Genomic DNA, 17,390 nt, shown 5'->3' on the forward strand with positions numbered 1-17,390 from the left:
GAGTTATTTTCCCGGCTTGTAGACCTGATCGAAGACGCCACCATCATCGAAGAACTTCGGTTGAGCTTTAGCCCATCCGCCGAAATCGTCAATCGTTGCGAGCTTCAGGTTCGGGAAGCGGGCGATATCCTTGGGATCGGCTGCCGCCGGCTTGATCGGCCGGTAATAATGCTTGGCGGCGATCTTCTGACCTTCGTCAGAGTACAGATAGTTCAGATAGGCTTCCGCGATCTTGCGCGTTCCCTTGGTGTCGACATTGCCATCGACGATAGCGACCGGCGGATCGGCACGAATCGAGAAGGACGGGGTCACGACCTCGAATTTATCCGGGCCGAGTTCGTCAAGCGACAGATAGGCTTCGTTTTCCCAGGCAAGCAGAACATCGCCGAGGCCGCGCTGTACGAAGGTCGTCGTTGCGCCGCGCGCACCGGTATCAAGAACCGGGACGTGCTTCAGAAGCTGCGTGAGATAATCCTGCGCCTTCGCATCGTCGCCGCCATTCGCCTGCTTGGCCCAGGCCCAGGCCGCCAGAATGTTCCAGCGCGCGCCGCCCGATGTCTTCGGGTTCGGGGTGATGACTTCTACGCCGTCCTTGACCAGGTCAGACCAGTCCTTGATGCCCTTCGGATTACCCTTGCGCACCAGGAAGACGATGGTCGAGGTATAGGGAACGGAATTGTTCGGGAATTTGGTTTTCCAGTCGGCCGGGATCTTGTGCGTCGCCTTGGCGATCGCATCGATATCGCCTTCCAAGGCCAGGGTGACGACATCGGCATCGAGACCATCGATAACCGAGCGTGCCTGCGCGCCGGAGCCACCATGCGATGCCTTAATATTGATGGTCTCGCCAGTATCCTTCTTCCACTTCGCCGCGAATACGGTGTTGAAATCCTTGTACAACTCACGCGTCGGATCGTAGGAAACATTCAGAAGCGTCTTGTCGGCCGCCCATGTCGGCGCAACTGCCGCAACGGAAAAACTGCCGATCAGAACTGCGGTGGCGAGAAGCCGGGAAAGCCTTATCGTCTGCATGGAAAACCCCCTTCGTTAGTTCCTAAACCCTATCAACTTGGTCGTATAAAGTAACGAAGACCGTTCCCGTTTTAAGGAACTCCGGAGAACAGCATCCCATAGAATCCAGAAAAGTGAAATCACATTCCCGCTTGGCCGCGAAAGCTCACAATCAGCGGTATCAAACGATGGAGTCGGACATAAAGATGGAGTAGAGTTCGTCTGCCGTTTTTGCCTTCAGCATGGCCGTCAGCACGCCTTCCGTCCGCAGCCGCCTGGCGATTGCGGCAAGCACGTTCAGGTAGTCACTGCGACCACGCTCGCCGAAAAGCAGCACAAAGGCCCATCTGGTCGGGGCATCGTCGATGGCTTCGAAATCCACGGGATGCGCGAAGCGAACCAGCAGGCCACGCGGCCTGGTCATGCCGGCGATCGCCGCATGCGGAACCGCGACACCATTGCCGATACCGGTCGTTCCCAGCTTCTCCCGTGTCTCAAGCGCCCTCAGGACGATTCCCTCATCCAGGCCAAAACAGCTGGCCGCCTTCGATGACAGCATCTGCAGCGCCCGCCATTTGGTCGGGGCTGACACCCCTATGAAGACGTGCTCGGGCAGGATGATACTAGAGAGGGCCATGGTCGCTCTTGAGGATCGGACAATCGATAAAGCGGGTATTCATTGCGACTACGATGAGGATCCGGGCGCCTCATCGCAGGGGCGGACAGCGTCTATTCCGGCTCGCGAAGGCGGTAACCCACGCCTGTCTCGGTCGTGATGTAATGAGGTTGGTCGGGGATCTGCTCGATCTTCTGCCGGAGCTGGCGGACATAGACGCGCAGATATTGCACGTCCGCGGCCGGCCCCCAGATCTGCTTCAACAGGAACTGATGGGTCAGCACCTTGCCGGCGTGCTGGGCAAGCACCCGCAGAATATCGTACTCCTTCGGCGAAAGCTTGATCTCCTTGCCCTCGACCTTGACGATGCGCTTGACGAGATCGATCGAGAGGGCGCCGGTCTGGAAGATCGCCTTTTCGCCCTGCTGCTGCAGCCGGTGGCGCAGAGCGACACGAATACGCGCCGCAAGCTCGTTGACGCCGAAAGGCTTGGTGACATAGTCGTCCGCCCCACTTTCCAGCGCCTTGACGATGCCGGCCTCATCCGTGCGGCTCGACAGGATGACCACAGGTATCTGCACGCCATCCTCGCGCCATTCCAGCAGCAGATCCTGGCCGGATTTGTCGGGCAGTCCGAGATCGAGCACGATCAGGTCGGGCCGATCCTCCTCGACGGAGGCTTTCGCGGCGGCGGCATTCTGCGCCTCGTTGACGGCGTAACCTTGGGCACCGAGGCCGACGCGCAGCAACTTGCGGATCGGCGGCTCGTCATCGACGACGAGAATCTTGACGGCAGTCGTGTTCATTTCAATTCATCCAGCTTTGGGACATCCGTTGGTCTTGGCAGGCGGATGGTGAAGACCGCCCCTTGGCGATCGGTTCTGTTGCCGGCGGCAATCGTGCCGCCCATGGCTTCGATGAAACCGCGGCAGATGGAAAGGCCGAGGCCGGTGCCCGCCCTCACCTGATCGCCCTTGCGCACGCGGTAGAAAGTGTCGAAGACGCGCTCGAGATCGGCGGGCGGAATGCCCGGCCCCTCGTCCATCACTCTGAAAACGATATTGTCGATATCCGCCCATGCTTCCAGCCGGATGGCTGAGGCCTCGGGCGCATATTTCGCGGCATTATCGAGCAGATTGAACAGCACCTGCTCGAACAGCACCGGATCGACCCGCACCATCGGCAGGTCGACAGGTATCTGCACCTCCAAACGATGGTGGCTCAGAATTTTCTGCGCGCGCCGCAAGGCGCTGCCAACGATATCGCCGCCATAATGCAGGGCGTAATTCGGTTCCATCGCGCCTGATTCAATCTTCGTCATGTCGAGCAGATTGACGATGAAACGGTTGAGGCGTTCGGATTCGTCGATGACGGTCGACAGAAGATCCACGCGATCTTCATGCGGCAGTGTTTCCAGATAATCGCGCAACGTCCCGGCGGCCCCCATGATGGCGGCAAGCGGCGTCTTCAAGTCGTGCGAAATCGAGGTCAGCAGCGCCGAGCGCAGCCGGTCGGCCTCAACGGCCAGTTTGGCGCGATCGACATCCGCCACCAGTTGCACGCGCTCGATGGCAAGCGCGGCCTGATCGGCGAGCGCATCGAGCAACCGCTGCTGCTCGGGCGTCAGGAGCGGCCCGTCGCGACGGTCGCTATCGAGACCGATGACGCCGACGGCGGTGCGGCCCGTGCGCAGCGGAACATAGAGACGCTTGGCGCCCGGCAGAGTATCGGCGCCCCTCCCCGCTGCATGATTATGCTCCCACGCCCAGCGAGCCGCGGCGATATCGGCGTCATCGAGCGTATCATCAGGCGGATAGCCGGCCTTGACCGCAATCGTGCCACCTTCCGGCAGCAGCAGCACCACCCGCAGCTTCAGCATCGAGGCCAGTTGAAAGGCAGTCGCCCACAAAACGTCGTCGAGCGTGCCGGTGCCGGCAAGTTTCTTGGAAAACAGATAGAGATCTTCCGTCGTTCTTGCCCGCTGGCGCGCAGCCGCTGCCTGCCGCTGCACGGTTGCCGTCAGATTGCTGGCGATAATGGCCACGCCCAGAAAGAAGAAAAAGGCAAGCACGCTTTCCGGGTCGCTGATCGTCAGCGTGTAGCGCGGCGTCAGGAAGAAGAAGTTGAAGGCGAGTGCACCGAGAATGCAAGAATAGAGTGCCGGTCGCAGTCCTTGCGTCACAGCCGTTGCCAGCACCGCCATCAGGAAGACGAGCGCCAGATTGCGCACATCCAGCACCTGATCGAGGATGACGCAGAAACCGAGCGCAACGGCGACATAGAGCGTTGCCAGGACATAGCCGCGCAACTGGAAGGGCGAAGGCGAAGGGGCTGCCTTCACGCCGCGGCTGGCCGCCGGAGCCTCCGCATCGCTGCCGGAAATGACATGGACGCTGATCTCGCCGGCCTTGCGAATAAGATCGTAGGAAACGGACCTACGCGACCAATCCCGCCAGGACCCGATTTTCGGCGAGCCGATGACGATATGGGTGACATTGTTGCTGGCGGAATGGCGGATCAGTTCCTCCGCCACCTCGCGGCCCGGAATGGTGATGGCTTCGCCACCGAGCTGTTCGGCAAGTCGCAAGGTCGCGGCTATGGTGTCGCGTTGCGGCTCCGTCAGGCTGATCGAACGGTTGGTTTCGACATAGACAGCCGCCCAGGGCGCCCGCAGGCGCGAAGCCATCCGTGCGGCATAGCGCACCAGCGACGCCGAACGCGGATGATGATCGATGGACACCAGCACACGCTCGCCCGCAGCCCAGGGGCCGGAGATCGCATGCGCCTGCATATGGGTGAGCAACTGATCGTCGACGCGCTGCGCCGTGCGCCTCAGCGCAAGCTCGCGCAGCGCCGTCAGATTGCCGGGTGTGAAATAGTTGGTCAGCGCCCGTTCGGCCGTTTTCGACACATAGACCTTGCCGTCATGCAGCCGCTTGATCAGATCATCCGGAGTGAGGTCGATGATCTCGACATCGTCGGCCAGATCGATGATCGAATCCGGCACGGTCTCCCGTACGCGGACACGCGTGATCTGGGAAACGACATCGTTCAGGCTTTCGACATGCTGGATGTTCAACGTCGTATAGACGTCAATGCCGCGCTCCAGCAGTTCCTTGACGTCGAGGTAGCGCTTCGGATGACGGCTGCCCTGCGCGTTGGTGTGTGCTAGCTCATCGACCAGCACAAGCTGGGGCCGGCGCTTGAGAATGGCGTCGAGATCCATCTCTTCGAGCGATCGTCCCTTATAGTCGACATCGACACGCGGGATGATTTCGAAGCCCTCGATCAGAGCCTGCGTCTCGCGCCGCCCATGGGTTTCGACCACACCGACGACAACGTCCACTCCATCGGCGATCTTCGCCTTGCCGGAAATCAGCATCTCATAGGTCTTGCCGACGCCGGGCGCCGCACCCAGAAAGATTTTCAGCCGCCCGCGTGCCTCGGCCTTCGCTTTTTCCAGAAGCGCGTCGGGTGAAGGCCTGCTCATCATGTCGCGGCTGTCATCTGCCATCAGTGGGTTCGTCTTCCGTTACAAGGTTGAGACGACCATCGCCGTCTCAACCTTCTCAACCTATTGATTCATAGAGGCATCGAGCGCTTGGTTCAATGCCAGTACGTTGACGACAGGCTCGCCGAAAATACCGAGCTCCCGGGATTCGACAGCCGCGTCGACGATCGACTTGAGCTTGGCTTCATCCATGTTGCGCGCCTTGGCCACGCGCGGGATCTGGAAGTATGCATCCTCAGGCGAAATATGCGGATCGAGACCGCTGCCCGAGGTCGTGACCAGGTCGATTGGAACCGGCATGTTCGGGTTCTGAGCCTGCAATGTCGCGGTGTCACCCTTGATGCGGGTCATCAGCGCCGAGCTGGTCGGACCGAGATTGGAGCCACCGGAATTGGCTGCATTGTAGGGCGAGGAAACCGATTTGGTTGGGTCATTCGGGTCCGCTCCTGTCGTTGCCGACAGACGGCCGTGGAAATAGCGGTCCGTGGTGAAGCTCTGGCCGATCAGGCTGGAGCCGATGACCTTCCCATCCTTCTCCACCAGGCTGCCATTGGCCTGATGGGGGAAGAGAGCCTGGGCAACACCTGTCATGGCGAGCGGATAGGCAAGGCCAGTCAGAACGGTCGTGGCGACGATCATGACGATGGCGGGTCTGATTTGTTTCAGCATGGGAAATCTCCTTAGACCAGGCCAATGGCGGTAATCGCCATATCGATGGCCTTGATGCCGATGAAGGGTACGATGATGCCGCCAAGGCCGTAGATCAGCAGGTTACGGCTGAGCAGCGCGCCGGCACCGATCGGGCGATAACGAACGCCCTTCAGCGACAGCGGGATCAAAGCAACAATGATCAGGGCGTTGAAGATGATCGCGGAAAGGATGGCGCTCTGCGGCGTGGCGAGCCCCATGATGTTCAGCGTCTTCAGCTGTGGATAGAAGGCAATGAACATTGCCGGGATGATGGCGAAATACTTCGCGATATCATTGGCGATCGAGAAGGTGGTAAGCGCGCCGCGGGTCATCAGCAACTGCTTGCCGATTTCGACGATCTCGATCAGCTTCGTCGGGTCGCTGTCGAGGTCGACCATGTTGCCGGCCTCGCGGGCGGCCACGGTGCCGGTGTTCATGGCGACGCCGACGTCGGCCTGGGCTAGCGCCGGGGCGTCGTTGGTGCCGTCACCGCACATGGCGACGAGCTTGCCCTTGGCCTGCTCTTCGCGCATCAGCGCCAGCTTCATTTCCGGAGTTGCCTGGGCGAGGAAATCGTCCACCCCGGCTTCGGCGGCGATAGCAGCAGCCGTGAGCGGATTGTCACCCGTGATCATTACCGTGCGGATACCCATGCGGCGCAATTCGGCAAAGCGTTCGCGGATGCCACCCTTGATGATGTCCTTGAGGTGGATGACACCGAGCAGGCGGCCGTCTCGGGCAACAGCAAGCGGCGTGCCGCCGGCCTTGGCGATCTCGTCGGCAATCCCCTGCAGTTCGCGAAGCGTCTCGCTGGTGGTACGCGAGATGACAGCGGTGCCATCGCTGCCGCTATTGGCAGCACCGTCCACATAGGCAAGAACCGCATCGACAGCGCCCTTACGGATCGACGAGCCCTCGAGATCGACACCGCTCATGCGGGTCTGGGCAGTGAAGGGCACGAAGGTGGCCTTGAGGCTCGTCATGTCGCGACCACGGATGGCATACTTCTCCTTGGCAAGCACGACGATGGAGCGCCCTTCCGGCGTTTCGTCGGCAAGCGAGGCGAGCTGGGCAGCATCGGCCAGATCCTGCTCGCTGACACCCCGAACCGGGCGGAAGGCGGTAGCCTGACGGTTGCCGAGGGTGATCGTGCCGGTTTTATCGAGCAATAGCGTGTCGACGTCGCCGGCTGCCTCGACGGCACGGCCCGACATGGCAAGCACATTGAAGCGCACCAGACGGTCCATGCCGGCGATACCGATCGCCGAGAGAAGCGCACCGATTGTCGTCGGGATCAGCGTCACGAACAGGGCGACGAGCACGACGGTCTGGATCGAGCCGCCGGCATAGGCCGCAAAGCTCGGGATCGTCACCGTGGCAAGCACGAAGATCAGCGTCATGCCGGCAAGCAGGATGTTGAGCGCGATCTCGTTCGGCGTCTTCTGACGTTCTGCACCCTCGACCAGTGCGATCATGCGGTCGATGAAGGTGGAGCCGGCTGCTGCCGTGATGCGCACGCGGATTTCATCCGACAGAACCTGTGTGCCGCCCGTCACGGCCGAACGGTCGCCACCGGATTCACGGATCACCGGTGCCGATTCACCCGTGATCGCTGCTTCGTTGACCGAGGCAACGCCTTCGATGACTTCGCCGTCCGACGGGATGATGTCGCCAGCTTCGACCAGCACGACGTCACCGACCTTGAGGCTGGTGCCCGGCACCATCTTGTAGTCGGCGCGGCTGGTGCCGCTCAGAAGCTTTGCCTGGGTCTCGGTGCGCGATTTGCGCAGCGAATCCGCCTGCGCCTTGCCACGGCCTTCGGCGACAGCTTCCGCGAAGTTGGCAAACAGCACCGTGAACCACAGCCAGATATTGATCTGCAGGGAGAAGGCGAGATTGCCGCCGCCGGCGATCAGGTCGCGCAGAAACAGGACGGTCGTCAGTGCCGAAACGACGGCGACCACGAACATGACGGGGTTCTTGGCAAGCGTGCGCGGGTTCAGCTTTTTGAAAGCAGCGCCGACCGCCGGAACGAGGATGCGAGAATCCAGAATACTCGCTGATTTTAACTGGCTCATAAGAGGCTCCAGCGTGAAGAGGAAAACGTCAGATCGGAACGCACCGATCAGCCGATTAGAAATCCGAAGATGACAAGGCCGAGAAACAGGGTGACCATCGCCAACAGAATGGCGTCGGAAGCACAGGTCGTTCCCGCCGGGCCACGCCCCCTGTCGAAGGGGCGTGGGTCGATGACTTTTCTAAGCTTGCTCAAAAGCGGCTGGCTCATGGCCTTAACCCCTTAAAAGGTCTGGCCGGCGATCATTGCCAGGTGGTCGACGATCGGTCCGAGCGCGAGCGCCGGGAAGAAGGTCAAGCCGCCGACGATCAGGATCGTACCGACAAGCAGGCCGACGAAGAGCGGACCATCGGTCGGGAAGGTGCCGGCCGAAGCGGGAACGGTCTTCTTGGTGATCAGCGAACCGGCAATAGCAAGAGCGGGAACGATGACCAGGAAGCGGCCGATCAGCATGACCATGCCGAGGGTGATGTTGTACCAGGGCGTATTGCCGGACAGGCCGCCGAAGGCCGAGCCGTTGTTTGCCGCAGCCGAGCTGTAGGCGTAGAGGATTTCCGAGAAGCCATGCGGACCGGAATTGCCGACCGAGGCGACTGCCGACGGCAGCACGACGGAGATCGCCGTGAAGATCAGCATGCCGAAGGGCAGGCAAAGCACGGCAAGCATTGCCATCTTCACTTCTTTGGCCTCGATCTTCTTGCCGAGATATTCCGGCGTGCGTCCAACCATCAGGCCGGCAACGAAGATGGCGATGATGACGAACATCAGGATGCCGTAGAAACCGGCGCCGACGCCGCCGACGATGACTTCGCCAAGCTGCAGGTTGATGAGCGGGATCAAGCCGCCAATCGCGGTGAAGCTGTCGAGCATGCCGTTGACCGCGCCGCAGGATGCAGCCGTGGTGATGACGGCAAACAGTGAGGAGGCGGCGATGCCGAAGCGGACTTCCTTGCCTTCCATGTTGCCGCCCTGCACGCCAAGTGCATGGATCAGCGGATTGCCGGCAGCCTCGGCCCAATAGGTGACGATCACGCCCGCAATGAACAGAGTGCCCATGGCGGCGAGGATGGCCCAGCCCTGACGCTGGCTGCCGACCATACGGCCGAAGACGTTGGTAAGCGCAGCGCCGATGGCGAAGATCGCCAGCATCTGAATGAGGTTGGAGATCGCGTCCGGGTTTTCGAACGGATGTGCGGAGTTGGCGTTGAAGAAGCCACCGCCATTGGTGCCGAGCATCTTGATGGCAAGCTGCGAGGCAACAGGGCCGACAGCGATGGTCTGCTGTGCGCCTTCAAGCGTCGTCGCGTTGACATAGGGCCCGAGCGTCTGCGGCACGCCGAGATAGACGAAGGCAATCGTCAGGACGATGCAGATCGGCAGCAGCACGTAGAGCGTCGCTCTGGTCATATCGACCCAGAAATTGCCGATCGCCTTGCCCGAGGCGCGCGCAAAGGCGCGGATCAGGGCAATGGCGATGGCAATGCCTGTTGCCGCAGATACGAAATTCTGCACCGTCAGGCCGGCCATCTGCACGAGATAGGACATCGTGCTTTCACCGCCATAGTTCTGCCAGTTGGTATTGGTGACGAAACTGGTGGCCGTGTTGAAGGACAATTCCGGCCCAACCGCCGTCATGCCTGCCGGATTATACGGCAAGCCGGCCTGCAGTCGCTGCAGCGCGTAAAGCACGAGGAAGCCGGCGAGGCTGAACAGAAGCAAGGAGATCGAATAGGTCGTCCAATGCTGCTCTTCGCGCTCGTCCGTGCCGGCGAGACGATAAAGTCCCCGCTCCACCGGGCCGAAGACATAAGAGAGAGGTGTGCGCTCGCCGGTAAAGACACGCGTCATATAACCGCCGAGCGGTTTGACGAGTAGGAGAAGGATCCCGATATAAATGAGGATCTGAAGCCATCCGTTGAGGGTCATGGAAGTAACTTTCCCTATCCAGCGCTGTTAGAAGCGCTCGGGGCGAATGAGAGCGTAGATCAGATAAGCGGTGAGAAATAGCGTCACGCCGCCACCGAGGATGTAATCGAGAAGCATTGCCGTCTCTCCGACTAAAGGCTGTCGCAGGCCTTGGTGTAAGCGACACAAATGAGAAAGAATAAAACGCCGATCCCGATAAGAATGATGTCCATCATCGATCGCATTCCTTGCTTGTTATTGTTGACTGCAGAAGCGATGGGAGCGCTCCGGATGAGAAGCACCTCTTTTCATTCTGCCGAGGGAGAAGACCCACTTTGCGTGTATCTTCGCCATACTATATGCAGCCGAACCGCATTAACGTTCGAGACGGCGGGATGAAGGAAGATATAAAAATCTTATAAATGCCGATGCTGCTGACGGCGGCTCGTATGCATGCCAACACGCTGATCCGACGCCCGTCAGCGTTGCCAAATTCACCCGAAGAATCAGGCATGCTCCGCAAGTGCGCAGGCGCTATTTCATTGAATTTCCTTGGTCATCTTCCCAAAACGCCACGGTCGAGCAAGTGATGTCGACCACCCTCAATGATTGCACGATACCATATGCGTCAATGCTAACATAGCTGGAATCAATGTGATGACATATAAGGCCGTATGTATCGCGCTTGATGCCGCATCCTGCCGATGATCTAGTCCGAGACGAGATGGGTTGCGCCTCTCATAGACATTCGACCGCCAAACAAAAGAAATGCGAGCCAGTGACGACCAGCATCAGACATATCGCCAAACTCGCAGGAACATCGGTGTCTTCGGTCTCGCGCGTCCTCAACAATAGTGGTTATGCCTCCCCCGAACTCCGCGAGCGCGTCGAGGCGGCCATCCGCGCGCTGAATTACACACCCAGCAAGGATGCCCGCATGCTGCGCGGCGCGCCGAGCCGGATGATCGGGCTCATGCTGCCGTCGATCGACGTACCGTTTTTCGGCATACTGGCTCATACCATCGAGCAGGAACTGTTCCAGCGCGGCTATCAGACGCTGATCTGCAGCACTGCGGAAAACATGGAACACGAGGCGCGCTACATTTCCATGCTGCTGTCCCAGCGCGTCGATGGCGTTATCGTCGCTAGCGCCTTTGGCAGCATCGAGCACTTCGCGGTCTTTCGCGATGCCGATATTCCGATCGTCGCCATCGATCGTGAACTGAACGGCATCGCCGACGATGCCATCATGGCCGATCACGAGGAGGGTGGACGGCTGATGGCGCGCCATCTGCTTGGCCTTGGCCATCGTTCGATTGCCATCGTCGGCGCACCGTCACATAGTCAGCCCGTCCAGCTTCGCCTCCGAGGCATTACGGCCGAAATGGCCGAGAGCGGGATCTCGCCCGCAGCCGTTGGCATGGCGGACGAACATAGCTTTTCGGCGGCCTATGGGCTCGCGACCGAGGTTCTTGCCTCCAAACCTGATATCACCGCCATCATCGGCACATCGGATATTTCGGCCATCGCCGTCATTCATGCGGTCCAGGATCGCGGCTTCTCCGTGCCGCGCGACTATTCGGTGATCGGCTTCGATGACCTGCCCGAGACCGCCTATGTATTTCCCCGGCTGACGACCGTGGCGCAGCCGATCCGCGAAGTCGGCCAGCAAGCTACCCGGCGGTTGGAAGCCTTGATCAGGGATCACCAGATGGGGCATAAGCCGGCGCCCGGCGCCATCGTCAGGGTACCTGTCGCCTTGATCGAGCGTGATTCAACCGGACCTGTCCGCAGCTGATGCGGGCAAGCTCAGGGCCGTACTATGACCTTGATTTCACCGGGTAGCGGCGCGCTGCCGACCACTTCGGCAACATCTTCGAGAGCGATGGTCTTCGTTACCAGCGAATCCAGCTCCAACGCCCCGCTCGCCACCATTGCCGCAGCGCGCGCATGCGTGAACGGGTTGAGATAGGCGGGCCTGATTTCGACTTCGTTGACAAGCAGATCGAAAGGCAGAACGGGCACTTCAAGCCCCGCTGGCGTCACGCCGAACAGGACGAACGTGCCACCCCGCCGCAGCATCTTCACGCCCGTCTGCAACGTCTCGGGGACCCCGGCACACTCGATGACGATATCGGCACCACCTTGGGTCACCTCTCGCGTCAAAGCCACCGTGTCGGAACCCGTCGGATCAAACGCATGTGTGGCGCCCAGGCGCAACGCGGCTTCGCGCCGCGACAGCTGCCGCGTGATCAGGATCACCTGCCCGGCACCGGCCTGACGCGCCAATTGAACCATCAGCAGCCCGATGACGCCGCCGCCGAGGATAGCGACACTATCTCCCGGGCTGATCCCAGCCTTGTCCATGGCATGAATGCAGCAGGCCAAAGGCTCGCAGAAGGCACCGTGGACGGGATCGAGATCGGAAGGCAGGATGAATGCCTGGCCACACGGCACCGCGACGTACTCGGCAAAGCCACCGTCCCGCGTCACTCCGATAGCATTCAAATTCGCGCAAAGGTTCGGTCGTCCGCGTCGGCAGGCCGGGCAGGTGCCGCAGGCAATATTCGGGTCGATCGTGACGAGCTCGCCACCGGCAAAGGACGTGACGCCGTCACCAATATCCTCGACGAGACCGCAGAATTCGTGGCCGAGGGTCACCGGGATTGCTGTCGGATACTCCCCCTTGAACATGTGGCGATCCGAGCCGCAAATGCCGGCTACCAGCACCCGGATTATGAGTTCACCCCGCCCGGCGCTCGGCCGCTCAACGCTGCGCATGGCCATGGTCCTGGTGGATTCCAATCGTACTGCCCTCATTCTCCTCCTCCGGACATAAGGTTATGTCGACGCATGCGGCAGCACCGCTCCCCGCGGCACTGTAGCATTGAATGATGCCTGGTAACGCCTTCAAACCGAGCCGCTAGTCATATTCTGGATGCATCTCCTTCACATCCGACAGGAGAGCCGACATGTGGGGAACGCCATCTGTCGCGGTTGCCCCGCCAAGGCAGCGGGCAGCGGCGGCATGCGCGACAGCGCAAATTCTCTCGACCGGCCAATTCTCATGCAGGCCATAGAGCACGGCGGCACAGAAGGCATCGCCGGCACCCACCGTACTGACGATCTCGGTTGGATCGACCGGCCTTGAGCGTGTGACCACAGGCGCGGCACCGGGCGTAAACCAGAAGCAGATCTCCGGCGCATGAATGATCGCCCCTTTGGCAACGCCTGCCGCCAGCAAACGCTCACCGGCCGTCAAAAGACCAGCCTCGATCAAGTTCCCGTTTGCATCGCGAACGGTCACGCCAGTTGCCCGCCCCGCCTCGATCTCATTGATGATCAGGAAATCACAATAGGGCAGCGAAGCGCCGACTTTCGCCGCAAACTCCGGCTCCTCGCTCGATACGAAATCCACGCAGGTGGTCAGACCGGCGTTGCGGGCCGCCTCTAAAAGGCGCGAGGCTCCCGACCGGCCATCAGCATCGATCCCGTCAAGGCCGGGCAGCAACATCAGATAGCCGAGATAGAAAAGCCGGTAGCCCGCCTCCGCGAAAACCGCTGGTGAAATGAGCGTATCCGTCACGGCATCATTGGCGCCGCCATGATAGAAGAAGGTGCGATTTTGGCCCGGCACATTCATGACATGGGTATGGGCCGTCGCCCGCCCGGAAAGCACCTGCAAACCGCCGATATCGATGCCGGCATCCACAAGGCGCGTCTTGACGATCTCCCCGTCGATGTCAGCACCGATGCATCCGGCTGCCGCCAACCCGCCGGGAAAGCCGAGCGAAGCCAAGTCGGCCACGACGTTGGCAGCGCCGCCGCCGACACCGACATCCTGATGGACGATATGGGCAAGATTGCCCTGCTCGGGCCAGTAGGACAGCGTGTGAACGCGGTCGACTATGAAGTTTCCCGCGCAAACAATGCCTCCCCGGCTCTGCTTTTCGCTGTCGCGAACCTCCTCCCCGGTTCGCATCAGCCACCTGCCTCGTTCCACAAAGGCCTGAGCGGCGGCTCGTCTTCCTCGATCGCGGCGAAACGCCCGATCGGCTCCAGAAAATAATTATCGCTATTGTCGTCGTTGACCTGGCTGACCTCGCCGACGAAGACCGGCCCGCCACCCTTTCGACCATAGAAGCGATGGTAGAGCCCTGTGTGGATCGTCACGCTCTGACCTGGCGACAGAACCAGGGGCTCCCATGCGGCGAGCCTGCGCGGCAATCCGTCCACGGGGACGGTTATATCGTCATTCAGCACCTTGCCATCGGCGTCGGTTGCTGCAAACTCGATGACGAGATCGCCGCCGGCGCGATTGATGATGTCTTCCATCTTTGCGGCATGGCGATGGGTCGGCGTTACCTGCCCTTCCTCGACGAACAGCAGCTTCTCGGCATAGGTGCGCTCGCCCTCGACACCGACGATGCCGTTGCGAAGACAAAACAGCACGAGGCCGCATTCGGCGAACCCGCCCGAGCCGAAGTCCGTCACGTCCCAGCCGAGCTGATGGGTGCGCAGGTAGCTCGCCGCCTGCGGATTGGCGGCAAAATCCGCCGCATTCCAATATCCCCATTCCGGCAGCGCCCACCGCCAGTGCTCAAGCGTCTTGGTTGCCCGCCGCAACGCCGCGTTGATCTCGGATCGCTTCATCGGAGCGCCTCCCCTTGGTAATCGACGGGCACCACGATGTTTTCGCGACCGGATTTGAGAGCTGCCGTCAGCACCGCGTGGTGGGCCTGCGCTTCTGCCGGCGTGGGGCAGGCAAAACCGTTGGCATTTCCGCCTGCCAGCTCATCGACGAAAGCTGCCCACATCTGCTGGATGGCGTCGGCAAAGCCGAACTCGAAAATCTTGCCGGTTATGGCCGGAAACAGCGAACCATATCCGAGATCCTCGGTACTCCAGGCCTGCGCACCGCCGGTATAATCCATCCACTGCCATTGACGCGGCGATTTCGTGCTGAAGAAGGCGCTCTTCTTCATGCCGAGAACACGAATGTACCAGCTGTTGGATTCGCCGGGCGCGATGCGCCAGGTCTTGAGCACCATCGGGAAATCCTGATCCGCCGTCCGCACGCGGCTGCTGATCGTGGCATTGTCCCAGGTGGTGCAGGGCGCCATCCCGCCCTTGCCGTCGGGGCGCCCGGTGACCTTCTTGACAAGTTGCGCATGCAGCGTAGTCGGGCGCCAGCCGAGACGCAACGGCACATGCAGGACATGCATGCCGAGATCGCCCATGCAGCCATATTCGCCATTGATCTCGGCCATGCGCTTCCAGTTGATCGGCTTCTGCCGGTCGATATCGGACGAATGCAGAAAGCCGGCTTCGACCTCGAGGATATCTCCCATCTCACCGCTTTGCGCGAGCGCGATCACCTTCTGTGCGCCGGGGAAAAACGGCATCTCCGACGAGCAGCGGACCAGAAGCTCCGGGTGCTCGGCAAGCACCTCCATGATTGCCCGGTTCTGCGCTGCATCCATGCCGAACGGCTTCTCGCCCAGCAGATGCTTTCCCGCCTTCAGGATATCGATATAGAATTGCTGATGCAGCACATGCGGCACGGCGCAGTAGACAGCGTCGACCTCCGGATTGGCCAGAAGCTCCTTATAGTCTTCGGTGGATTGCCGCACGCTCGGCACATGATCCCTAAACCAGTCGCGCAGCGCGGCATTGGTATCGCAGACGGCGACGATTTCCGGTCGCGCCTTCACATCGGCAAGATGCAGCCAGCGCGCCGCGGCGCTTGCGAATTCGCGCCCCATCAGGCCGCAGCCGATGACGCCGAAACGGAATATCTTGGTCATGTCTCCTCCTCCCAAAAGTGCGTCAGGCGAGATGCCGCGAGGCGTCTTCGACGGCAGCTCCGTCATGGACGATCGCCATCAAGGCGCGCGTCATGCCAGCCGGATTTTGATGCTGGATGACATTGCGGCCATAGACGATGCCGCGAGCGCCCTGCCCCATCAGCTGCTTGGTGCGGGCGAGGATTTCCTGATCCGAAACGCGACCGCCGCCGCGCACCAGGACCGGCAGCCCCTGGGCAATCTCGATAACGCGATGATATTCCTCGACGTTGTCGCACGGGTCGGCCTTGATGATATCGGCGCCGAGTTCGGCGGCCTGGCGGACGAGCGGCAGGATCTTGTCGATCGCACCATCGACCATATAGGCGCCCTTGGAGTTGTCCTGCATTACCAGCGGCTCGACCATTAGCGGCATGCCATAGATTTCGCATTCGCGCTTCAGGCTGTTCACGTTGCGCACGCAGGCGCGATAGACCTCGGGCTGGTTCGGCAGCATCAGGAGATTGACGACGACGCAGGCGGCGTCGAGCACCATAGCCTGCTCCACGCCCCGATCGATGATTTCGGAAAACAGCGTCTGGGGTAGCGGATTGCCGTAGATATTGGCGATATCCGTCCGCAACACCAAGGCAGGACGGTGCTTGCCGGGGATCGCCTGCAGGATGGGCGCAGTTCCCGGCGGAAGCTGAATGGCGTCGGGCGCGGCATCGGCGATGACCTTGATTGCCGTCTTCATGTCCTCGATGCCGGCAAGAAAAGTCCGCTCATTGAACATGCCGTGATCGATGGCAACGTCGAAGCAGTTTCCGGACACGCCAAAAAGGCGGTTGAGCCGCGCGGATTTCATTCGGTTCCTCCCAATGTGGTAACGTTTCCACATTCAGATTAGAGAACATGCGTCATGAGTCAAGATGGATGCGGTATCGTTTCCACATCCGCCGTCTTGAGACGAACCGCCCGCAAACTATTGCAGATAGGAGGAGTCGAAATCAGCCAGACGCTCCAGCCGCTGGCAATCGAGAAGCCTCACCCATCCCTCATGAAAGGTCATCACCTTCAATTCGCGCAGCTGCCTGAGAACGCGGTTGAAATGAACTGCGGTCAAGCCGAGTGCATCGGCGATCAGCGACTGAGTCAGCGGGCATTGGTAGGTGCACCTCGTGCCCAATCCGAGGAGGGCCAGCCGCGAGCCCAGCTCGAGGAAGAAATGCGCCACCCTGTCGATGGGGCGACGACGGCCGACATCGACCAGATGCTGGACGAGAATGGCTTCGTCCTTCAAGGTGGACCACAGTATCGACATGGCAAGGCGGCCATTGCCATCAAACGCCTCAATGAGGTCTTCGACATTTATCTCGCCGACCTCGACGCGCGTTACGGCGCAAAGATTGTCGTCGGCACTGGACAGCAAGAGCCGCCGAATGCCGATCAGATCGCCAGGAACATAGAAACTGATGACTTGCCGCGTGCCGTTGCGCATCAGCTTGTAGGAACAAGCCCAGCCGGCGCGAAGAATATAGGCGCTTTGAGGCGATTGCCCCTCATGCGTGATATCGGATCCCTTGATGAAGACGCGCTTTCGGATTTGGAGAGCGTCGAGGATCGCCTTGTCTTCAGGCAGGAAGGCAATATGCACATCGAGTTTCCCGGCCATCGGGCTTGCCGGGAGATGAAGAGTTCTCGATTTTGCGCCGGGCTGACTTGAATCATGCGGCATGGGGATGCCTCTAAGGTTCGTTACTGATCAAGCTCGATTCACGGCTCCCTCCGGTC

The 17,390-nt window shown here is 60.6% G+C and carries 16 protein-coding genes; 1 reads left to right on the plus strand and 15 read right to left on the minus strand.

What is annotated here, in order from left to right:
• Nucleotides 1-3: 3 nt before the first annotated feature.
• The 9 genes from A6U86_RS16490 to kdpF all read right to left on the minus strand — a co-directional run bounded on the left by A6U86_RS16490 (nt 4) and on the right by kdpF (nt 9,948).
• Nucleotides 4-1,032, minus strand: a complete 1,029-nt coding sequence (locus tag A6U86_RS16490; protein ID WP_068393211.1) for a sulfate ABC transporter substrate-binding protein — start codon at nt 1,030-1,032, stop codon at nt 4-6.
• A 160-nt stretch (nt 1,033-1,192) separates the two neighbouring features.
• Complete coding sequence (locus A6U86_RS16495) at nt 1,193-1,648, minus strand: PTS sugar transporter subunit IIA (protein WP_068393214.1); 456 nt, start codon at nt 1,646-1,648, stop codon at nt 1,193-1,195.
• 92 nt (nt 1,649-1,740) lie between these two features.
• Nucleotides 1,741-2,433 carry a response regulator gene (locus tag A6U86_RS16500; protein WP_068393217.1) on the minus strand — a complete coding sequence of 231 codons (693 nt, stop codon included), beginning with the start codon at nt 2,431-2,433 and terminating at the stop codon, nt 1,741-1,743.
• A complete protein-coding gene (locus tag A6U86_RS16505) occupies nt 2,430-5,141 on the minus strand; it encodes a sensor histidine kinase KdpD (protein WP_068393220.1) in 2,712 nt (903 codons plus the stop codon). Before A6U86_RS16505 ends, A6U86_RS16500 begins: the two co-directional genes overlap by 4 nt.
• Nucleotides 5,142-5,201: 60 nt before the next feature.
• Complete coding sequence (locus tag A6U86_RS16510) at nt 5,202-5,807, minus strand: K(+)-transporting ATPase subunit C (protein ID WP_068393223.1); 606 nt, start codon at nt 5,805-5,807, stop codon at nt 5,202-5,204.
• 11 nt (nt 5,808-5,818) lie between these two features.
• Nucleotides 5,819-7,906: a potassium-transporting ATPase subunit KdpB gene (kdpB, locus tag A6U86_RS16515; protein WP_068393226.1), complete on the minus strand. Its 2,088-nt coding sequence runs from the start codon at nt 7,904-7,906 to the stop codon at nt 5,819-5,821.
• Nucleotides 7,907-7,953: 47 nt separating this feature from the next.
• Nucleotides 7,954-8,115, minus strand: a complete 162-nt coding sequence (locus A6U86_RS35455) for a hypothetical protein (protein ID WP_158008759.1) — start codon at nt 8,113-8,115, stop codon at nt 7,954-7,956.
• Nucleotides 8,116-8,127: 12 nt separating this feature from the next.
• Nucleotides 8,128-9,831, minus strand: a complete 1,704-nt coding sequence (gene kdpA / locus A6U86_RS16520; protein ID WP_068393229.1) for a potassium-transporting ATPase subunit KdpA — start codon at nt 9,829-9,831, stop codon at nt 8,128-8,130.
• Nucleotides 9,832-9,858: 27 nt separating this feature from the next.
• Nucleotides 9,859-9,948 carry a K(+)-transporting ATPase subunit F gene (kdpF, locus tag A6U86_RS16525; RefSeq protein WP_034509905.1) on the minus strand — a complete coding sequence of 30 codons (90 nt, stop codon included), beginning with the start codon at nt 9,946-9,948 and terminating at the stop codon, nt 9,859-9,861.
• Nucleotides 9,949-10,588: 640 nt separating this feature from the next.
• Between kdpF and A6U86_RS16530 the strand changes: the two genes are divergently transcribed.
• The gene (locus A6U86_RS16530; protein ID WP_068393232.1) at nt 10,589-11,608 is read left to right on the plus strand and encodes a LacI family DNA-binding transcriptional regulator; all 1,020 of its coding nucleotides are present in this window, start codon (nt 10,589-10,591) and stop codon (nt 11,606-11,608) included.
• An 11-nt stretch (nt 11,609-11,619) separates the two neighbouring features.
• Here A6U86_RS16530 and A6U86_RS16535 read toward each other — a convergent pair whose 3' ends face one another.
• From A6U86_RS16535 to A6U86_RS16560, 6 genes are all read right to left on the minus strand, one after another.
• Nucleotides 11,620-12,630, minus strand: a complete 1,011-nt coding sequence (locus tag A6U86_RS16535; RefSeq protein WP_068393235.1) for a zinc-dependent alcohol dehydrogenase family protein — start codon at nt 12,628-12,630, stop codon at nt 11,620-11,622.
• A gap of 103 nt (nt 12,631-12,733) precedes the next feature.
• Nucleotides 12,734-13,792, minus strand: a complete 1,059-nt coding sequence (locus A6U86_RS16540; protein WP_068393238.1) for a carbohydrate kinase family protein — start codon at nt 13,790-13,792, stop codon at nt 12,734-12,736.
• Nucleotides 13,792-14,463 carry a D-lyxose/D-mannose family sugar isomerase gene (locus tag A6U86_RS16545; protein WP_068393240.1) on the minus strand — a complete coding sequence of 224 codons (672 nt, stop codon included), beginning with the start codon at nt 14,461-14,463 and terminating at the stop codon, nt 13,792-13,794. Before A6U86_RS16545 ends, A6U86_RS16540 begins: the two co-directional genes overlap by 1 nt.
• Nucleotides 14,460-15,617, minus strand: coding sequence for a Gfo/Idh/MocA family protein (locus A6U86_RS16550; protein WP_068393243.1), 1,158 nt, complete (start codon nt 15,615-15,617; stop codon nt 14,460-14,462). The genes A6U86_RS16545 and A6U86_RS16550 overlap by 4 nt, the downstream gene beginning before the upstream one ends.
• Before the next feature lie 22 nt (nt 15,618-15,639).
• A complete protein-coding gene (locus A6U86_RS16555) occupies nt 15,640-16,464 on the minus strand; it encodes a class I fructose-bisphosphate aldolase (protein WP_068393247.1) in 825 nt (274 codons plus the stop codon).
• 117 nt (nt 16,465-16,581) lie between these two features.
• Nucleotides 16,582-17,271 carry a Crp/Fnr family transcriptional regulator gene (locus tag A6U86_RS16560; protein WP_244509953.1) on the minus strand — a complete coding sequence of 230 codons (690 nt, stop codon included), beginning with the start codon at nt 17,269-17,271 and terminating at the stop codon, nt 16,582-16,584.
• Nucleotides 17,272-17,390 lie beyond the last annotated feature (119 nt).

This window comes from Rhizobium sp. AC27/96 (genome assembly GCF_001692325.1).
Lineage (GTDB): Bacteria > Pseudomonadota > Alphaproteobacteria > Rhizobiales > Rhizobiaceae > Rhizobium.

Bases quoted from the DNA above. Each gene is read 5' to 3' on its own strand.
- A6U86_RS16490 (WP_068393211.1), bottom strand. From the start codon at position 1,032: ATGCAGACGATAAGGCTTTCCCGGCTTCTCGCCACCGCAGTTCTGATC.
- A6U86_RS16495 (WP_068393214.1), bottom strand. From the start codon at position 1,648: ATGGCCCTCTCTAGTATCATCCTGCCCGAGCACGTCTTCATAGGGGTG.
- A6U86_RS16500 (WP_068393217.1), bottom strand. From the start codon at position 2,433: ATGAACACGACTGCCGTCAAGATTCTCGTCGTCGATGACGAGCCGCCG.
- A6U86_RS16505 (WP_068393220.1), bottom strand. From the start codon at position 5,141: ATGGCAGATGACAGCCGCGACATGATGAGCAGGCCTTCACCCGACGCG.
- A6U86_RS16510 (WP_068393223.1), bottom strand. From the start codon at position 5,807: ATGCTGAAACAAATCAGACCCGCCATCGTCATGATCGTCGCCACGACC.
- kdpB (WP_068393226.1), bottom strand. From the start codon at position 7,906: ATGAGCCAGTTAAAATCAGCGAGTATTCTGGATTCTCGCATCCTCGTT.
- A6U86_RS35455 (WP_158008759.1), bottom strand. From the start codon at position 8,115: ATGAGCCAGCCGCTTTTGAGCAAGCTTAGAAAAGTCATCGACCCACGC.
- kdpA (WP_068393229.1), bottom strand. From the start codon at position 9,831: ATGACCCTCAACGGATGGCTTCAGATCCTCATTTATATCGGGATCCTT.
- kdpF (WP_034509905.1), bottom strand. From the start codon at position 9,948: ATGCTTCTCGATTACATCCTCGGTGGCGGCGTGACGCTATTTCTCACC.
- A6U86_RS16535 (WP_068393235.1), bottom strand. From the start codon at position 12,630: ATGAGGGCAGTACGATTGGAATCCACCAGGACCATGGCCATGCGCAGC.
- A6U86_RS16540 (WP_068393238.1), bottom strand. From the start codon at position 13,792: ATGCGAACCGGGGAGGAGGTTCGCGACAGCGAAAAGCAGAGCCGGGGA.
- A6U86_RS16545 (WP_068393240.1), bottom strand. From the start codon at position 14,463: ATGAAGCGATCCGAGATCAACGCGGCGTTGCGGCGGGCAACCAAGACG.
- A6U86_RS16550 (WP_068393243.1), bottom strand. From the start codon at position 15,617: ATGACCAAGATATTCCGTTTCGGCGTCATCGGCTGCGGCCTGATGGGG.
- A6U86_RS16555 (WP_068393247.1), bottom strand. From the start codon at position 16,464: ATGAAATCCGCGCGGCTCAACCGCCTTTTTGGCGTGTCCGGAAACTGC.
- A6U86_RS16560 (WP_244509953.1), bottom strand. From the start codon at position 17,271: ATGGCCGGGAAACTCGATGTGCATATTGCCTTCCTGCCTGAAGACAAG.